This window comes from Clostridiisalibacter paucivorans DSM 22131 (assembly GCF_000620125.1).
In the GTDB taxonomy this organism is placed as follows: Bacteria; Bacillota; Clostridia; order Tissierellales; family Clostridiisalibacteraceae; genus Clostridiisalibacter; species Clostridiisalibacter paucivorans.
In genome coordinates this window covers 48957-55299 of the sequence record NZ_JHVL01000008.1, presented here as the reverse complement: position 1 = coordinate 55299, position 6343 = coordinate 48957, and the positions used below count along the sequence as shown (strand labels likewise).

The window sequence follows — 6343 nt, the reverse complement described above, 5'->3', positions numbered from 1 at the left end:
GTTCTTAGTTCTTAGTTCTTAGTTCTTAGTTCTTAGTTCTTAGTTCTTAGTTCTTAGTTCTTAGTTGAATGATGAAATCCATAGGATTTCATCATTCAACTACTTACTGTATTTATTTTATTATATCTTTTAAAATATTTGCCATCATTTTAGGACTATTGGAGAATGCATCTTTTGTTGATCCTGCTATATGGGGTGTTATTGTAATATTATCTAGCTTCAATATCTCATCATCTTCAGGTATAGGTTCGTCATCAAATACATCTATTGCGGCTCCAAATATCTTATTTTCTTTTAATGCTTTTACTAATGCCTTTTGGTTCACCAAACCTGAACGGGCTGTATTTACCAATACTGCATTCTCTTTCATCAAAGAAAATTCTTTTTCATCTATTAAATTATGAGTCTCCTCAGTTAACCTAGAATGTATAGTAATTATATCTGAATTCTTTAAAAGTCTTTCCAAATCTGTAATTTCCACACCTTCAAAACTTCCATTATAAAATGGATCATAGGCTAATATATTTGACCCAAAGGCCTTTAAATATCCTGCTACCAATTGACCTATATGTCCAAATCCAATTATACCTACTGTTTTGCCATTTAACTCTGGAATATAACTACTGTTTGGAAAGTCTTTTCTCCACTGATCATTTTTCAATGCATAATGGGACCTGGCTATATTTCTTGTTTCGCTTAGTATCATTCCCATAGAAAATTCAGCTACAGCTCTAGCATTTCTCCCTGGAGTATTTAACACCTTTATGCCCTTTTCTTCAGCATATTTTTTATCTATATTCTCTATTCCTCCCCTTAAAACTCCTATTATCTTCAAATTTTTTGCTTTGTCTATTAATTTCTTAGATACTGGAGCAAACTGAACAATTACTATATCAAATTTATCCATATCTTTCATTAAGTTTTCCGAAAGTTCTACTGCTTCTGGTCCATTCTGCTCTATAAGTAAATTATCTCTTTGGAGTGCCTCTTGGTCTTCATGGTACCAATTCCTTACTTCTATATTCACGCCTAGATCTTTTAACCCCTCAAGTCCTCTATGCATTGTTTCTGCATCTATAAAATTGTCTGCAATAGCTAATAAATTCATTTAAATCACCTCTTTAGATTATATTCCTTTGTTTTCTGAAAAAACCATTTCCATTTTATCTATTATAGTTTCTCTTAAGGCATCCCTAATAGGTTTGTATAATTGATCTGGTAGTGGATCTACTCTATCATGAGATTTAGCAGATACTTTCAATCCTTTAAACATTGCTATCCTTAGATCTGCGTATAGATTAATCTTTGATATTCCATTCTTTATAGATTCCTGTACTTGATCTATCGGAGTTCCTGAGCCACCATGAAGTACCAATGGTACAGGACTAATCTTGTTTATTTCTATTAGTCGATCAATATTTAATTCAGGAGCAGAAACATAAACTCCATGGGCAGTTCCTATAGAAACTGCTAAGGCATCTACTTTTGTTTCATTTACAAATTTTAGAACCTCGTCTGGTTCTGTGAGCATAGTTTCTCCTGCATAAGACCCATCTATCTCTTTACCAGCAACATGACCTAATTCTGCCTCTACAGTTACATTTTTGGGATGGGCCATCTCTACAACTCTTTTAGTATTGGCTATATTTTCTTCAATAGGTAACATAGATCCATCATACATTACAGAAGTAAATCCATAGTCTATAGCCTTTTCTATTATTTCAAAATTAGTGGCATGGTCTAGATGTAATACTATGGGTATATCATACTTATCTGCAACTCCCTTGACTAATGAAGTTATATAATCTATACCCTTTCCCTTCAAATCATGTTCTAATGCCATCAATATCACTGGAGATTTTTTTTCTTCAGCAGTATCTAGTATTGTCCTTATCAATACATCTTCTGTACAATCAAATGCAGGAACTCCATATCCTTCTTTTCTTGCCTTTATCAATACTTCATTTAAATTTACTAACATTTAATATTCCTCCTTATCTCATTAACATTCCACCTGTAGCATCTATTGTTGCACCAGTTATATATGATGCTGGTTCTGATACCATAAATAATGCTATATCTCCTATATCCTTTGGAGTGGCTACTCTTCCTATTGGTATTCTATTCAAATAATAATCCTCTTTGGACTCTAATGCCTTTTTAGTCATATCTGTCTCAACTATTCCCAATGCTATTGCATTTACATTTATGTCATATTTGGACATTTCTCTAGCCATTGATACTGTCAAAGAAACTACTCCTGCCTTACTTGCTGCATAATGGGCATGTCCTGTGGTAGAACCATTAAATGCCGCTTGAGAAGTTATATTTAATATTTTACCTGGTCTATTCTTATCTATATTTTTTCTTACAAATGCTTGACTCGTTAAAAATACAGAAGTCAGATTTATATCTATAGTTTTATTCCACTCATCCAATGGAATGTCTTGTACCCAATTTTGTGGCCATACTCCAGCATTATTTATTAGTATATCTACATTACCAAATGTCTTTTCAGCTTCTTCTATCAAATTTTTACAATCTTCTGGATTGCCTAAATTGGCCTTTACTGTAACAGCATTACCACCTAAGCTTTCTATCTCATTCTTTAATTTTAATGCTGATTCATTGCTGCTATTATAGTTTATTACAACATTAGCTCCTTCTTTTGCCAATGCTAGGCATATTCCTCTGCCTACTCCTCTTGATCCTCCTGTTACTATTGCAGATTTGCCCTTCAATTTTAAGTCCATATATAATCACTCCTAGTTAGATAAATTACTCCATAACGGAGTTAATACTTCTATTGATTTTTTATATAAATTATATTTTTTATCATATATCTCTTTATTATCTTTATTTGGATAACATGTATACGCCACTTTAACCATGGAATCAGAAGCGGATTTGAAAGACTCAAAATCACCTGTTGCTATTCCTGCACATATGGCTGCTCCCAATGCTCCCAGTTCAGTACTTGTTGTAACTTCTATAGGGGTTTGTAATATATCAGCAAATATTTGAATCCAAACCTCAGATTTAGCTGCACCTCCTGCTATCCTTATGGCCTCTGGCTTATCTCTATATTTTAATAATCTATCTATATGGGCCCTATGACAAAATGCTACTCCCTCATATATAGCCCTCAATAAATGTGGCTTTTTATGCCATCCACTTAATCCAATGAAACAAGCTTTTGCATCTGCATCTACATTGGTTCCATATAAAAATGGTAAGAATATTATATTACTATCTTCTGGCGAAATCCCTTTAACTAGATCATTGACATTGTCATATACGCAACAATTTTCTTTATCACCACCTTCCATAATTTCACTTATAAACCATTCTAAATTGCTGGCTGAAGTGGGACTTGCCTCTGTAGTCAACCAATGGTCCTTCATACAATATATAGAAGTCATAAATAGATCCTTTGATATTACAGGTTTCTTGCTTATATATTCATTTATACTCCAAGTTCCAGCTACTATACAAAGTTTTTCTTCTTCTATTAGTCCAGTAGCTATGGCTGATGCATCTATGTCAAATAACCCACCTGCCACAGGTGTCCCTTCAACTAGACCTGTTATTTCTGCAACTTCTTTGGTTATATATCCACATATATCTGAAGAATATTTTATTGGTGGTAATTTGTCCATGATTTCTTCAATACCAAATTTCTTCAACAAATCTCTATCATATTTAACATCTCTTACATTCATCAAATTTGTTCCAGACATATCTGTTATCTCTGCATAAGTTTCATTTGTCAATCTATATCGTATATAATCCTTACACATAAAAATCCATTTTGTCTTTTCTAAAACCTCTGGTTTATTGTCTTTAAACCAAGAGATCAATGCAACTGGCTGCCCTGCCCATATAGATTGCATAGTTTTAGGCAATACTTCTTCAAATGTCCCATCTTCATACCACTTCTCAACATACTTTTTTGCCCTAGTATCTGTTGATATTATTCCATTGTAAGAAGGTTTTCCTTCCTCATCTACTAAGTACATACCATTTCCATGGCCTGTAGTAGCAACACCTACTATATCCCTTGGATCTATTTTACTTGTATTTATTACATCCTTTATAGCCTTTACATTTGCTTGCCACATTTCCTCCATATCTCTTTCGGTGAATCCAGGACTAGGCATAATTGTATTGGTCTTATAACAAGATGCCGCTACCTCTTCACCTAGTAAATTATATAAAGCTGCTTTAGACATGGTGCCACCATTATCAATACCAATCAAATATTTTTCCATTATTAGCTCCCCCTAACAATCAATATTTTTTATTTTCCATTATTAATTAAATAAAGCAGATAATTTAATCAAAATCCAACCAACAGGTGTGGTTGCCCCACCAACAATACCTGACATCTCGGCATTTGCGCCAACACCTTGAGGTAATGCTACATCGGCAAGTTTTGCAGCCTTAGTATAATAAGGTGCTATATCTGTTCCTGCATATAGAACTAAAGTGATTACTACCAATCCTGTTATAAATATCCTGACCATATTCTTTTTACAATACGGTGATACCATGGCAATCAAGAAAACTAATGAAGCTAAATCCACAAAGGGCAACACCTTGTTTCCTGGTAATATAACTGCTAATAGTAATGACGCTGGTATCATCAATAATCCTGTTGCCAATACTGCTGGATCCCCTACAAGTAATGCTGTGTCTAAACCTATGTAAAATTCTCTGTTGGGGAATTTTTTCTTCAATGTACTCTCGGCAGCATCTCTCACAGTTACTAATCCTTCAACCAATACGTTTATCATTGCTGGTAGAAGTACCATAACTGCTGCAACCTTGATGGCTAGTGTTAATATGTCTGTCACATTCCATCCAGCCAATACTCCCAATAATATACCAAGTATTGTTCCCAATGTTAAAGGCTCACCCATTACTCCAAACTTTTCTGTTATGGTATCTGGGTTTGCTTCTATCTTGCTTAATCCAGGGATTCTTTCTATAATCCAGTTTACCACTATACCCACTGGTACATATATGGCAGAAGTTGCATGGGCAAAGGAAACTCCTTTGATATCATAGGCTTCTTGTACCTTTGGAGCTGTTTTATCTGCAATTACTAAGGCTATTAAGAAATTAATTAGTGCTCCAACTGAAGCTATGACTATGTTTCCTGTAATTGCGTATATAACTCCTCCCGTAAGCAAGAAATGCCAATAGTTAAATATGTCTATATTCACAGTTTTGGTTAAATTTAATATCAATAGAAGTACATTTAATAATAATCCTCCAAATACTACAAATGGTACAATAGGAGAACCCCAGCCTATTGTCGCAGCCACAGGCCAACCTGCATCTACTGCTGTTAGATTCAGACCAAATCTTTCAACCATGGCCTCGGCAGCAGGCCCTAAACTATTTAATAAAAGACCTATTACTAATCCAATACCCTCAAAACCAATACCTACCAGCATACCAGCTTTAAAAGCCTTTCCTATCTTTACACCAAAGGCCAACGCTAATATGAAAAAGATTATTGGCATCATTACAGATGGACCCATGTTAATAATTGTGTTAATAACTTCCATAGTACTACCTCCTCATTTTAATTTTTAGAATTTTTTAAATATATAAAAATAAAAAAGCCCACTCAAAAGAGAATCTTAAGATTCTCTTTCAAGTAGGGCTTCTTCTATTCGCTGTCCTACATAGTTCTATTTTATTTTAACTTCCAAATATCCTTACAGCTGGTGGTCATTCCTTTGAGTCCCAGTTTCTTAAACTCTTTTACACTGTTTACATCGTTTACAAATCCACCTGCCAATATGGGAATATCTTTTTTCTTAACTATCTTATTAAAAAATTCAGGTACTAAAGGAGATGGCAAAAGCTCTATGGCATCTGCTTGAGACTTCTTCAAAGATTTTAAACTGGAATCAACAGCCTTGGAGTCCATCAAGAAAAACCTTTGTATCGTAAATAACCCAACAGATTTGCACATATTAATAGTTATAATATTCGATGTGAATATTCCATCTACTTTAAATAAATCAACCAATAATTTGACTCCTATCTTATCAGGAGAAAAACCACCTATCAAGTCTACATTTACCAGTACCTTTTTATTTTTATTGTGACATCTCTGTACCAAGGATTTTAAATTGCCTATATGTACCTCTGACAATAGTACTACAGGTAACGAAGATTCTAGAACATAATCTAAATCCTTTAACATCCTTATAGAAGGCACAATAGTAAACTGCTCAAATAATTTTTTCAAATCTAATCACCTGAAAACATTTTCATTTATGTTTTACATTCTATCATATATTTTTCTTATGTCAATATAAATTTA

At 33.7% G+C, this 6343-nt stretch carries 6 protein-coding genes; all 6 read right to left on the bottom strand.

All coding sequences use genetic code 11. From position 1 onward, the window contains the following. Positions 1-112: 112 nt before the first annotated feature. Complete coding sequence (locus Q326_RS0105175) at positions 113-1108, bottom strand: 2-hydroxyacid dehydrogenase (RefSeq protein ID WP_026894397.1); 996 nt, start codon at positions 1106-1108, stop codon at positions 113-115. Between the two features lie 18 nt (positions 1109-1126). Further along, the gene (locus tag Q326_RS0105170; protein WP_026894396.1) at positions 1127-1981 is read right to left on the bottom strand and encodes a class II fructose-bisphosphate aldolase; all 855 of its coding nucleotides are present in this window, start codon (positions 1979-1981) and stop codon (positions 1127-1129) included. A 13-nt stretch (positions 1982-1994) separates the two neighbouring features. Continuing rightward, positions 1995-2753 carry an SDR family NAD(P)-dependent oxidoreductase gene (locus Q326_RS0105165; protein WP_026894395.1) on the bottom strand — a complete coding sequence of 253 codons (759 nt, stop codon included), beginning with the start codon at positions 2751-2753 and terminating at the stop codon, positions 1995-1997. 12 nt (positions 2754-2765) lie between these two features. Beyond that, entirely contained in the window at positions 2766-4271 is a 1506-nt protein-coding gene (locus Q326_RS0105160) for an FGGY-family carbohydrate kinase (protein ID WP_026894394.1), read from the bottom strand. A gap of 42 nt (positions 4272-4313) precedes the next feature. After that, a complete protein-coding gene (locus Q326_RS0105155; RefSeq protein WP_026894393.1) occupies positions 4314-5576 on the bottom strand; it encodes a PTS galactitol transporter subunit IIC in 1263 nt (420 codons plus the stop codon). Positions 5577-5707: 131 nt separating this feature from the next. After that, on the bottom strand, positions 5708-6268 hold the full coding sequence (locus Q326_RS0105150; protein WP_026894392.1) for a glycerol-3-phosphate responsive antiterminator: 561 nt from the start codon (positions 6266-6268) through the stop codon (positions 5708-5710). Positions 6269-6343: the final 75 nt, after the last annotated feature.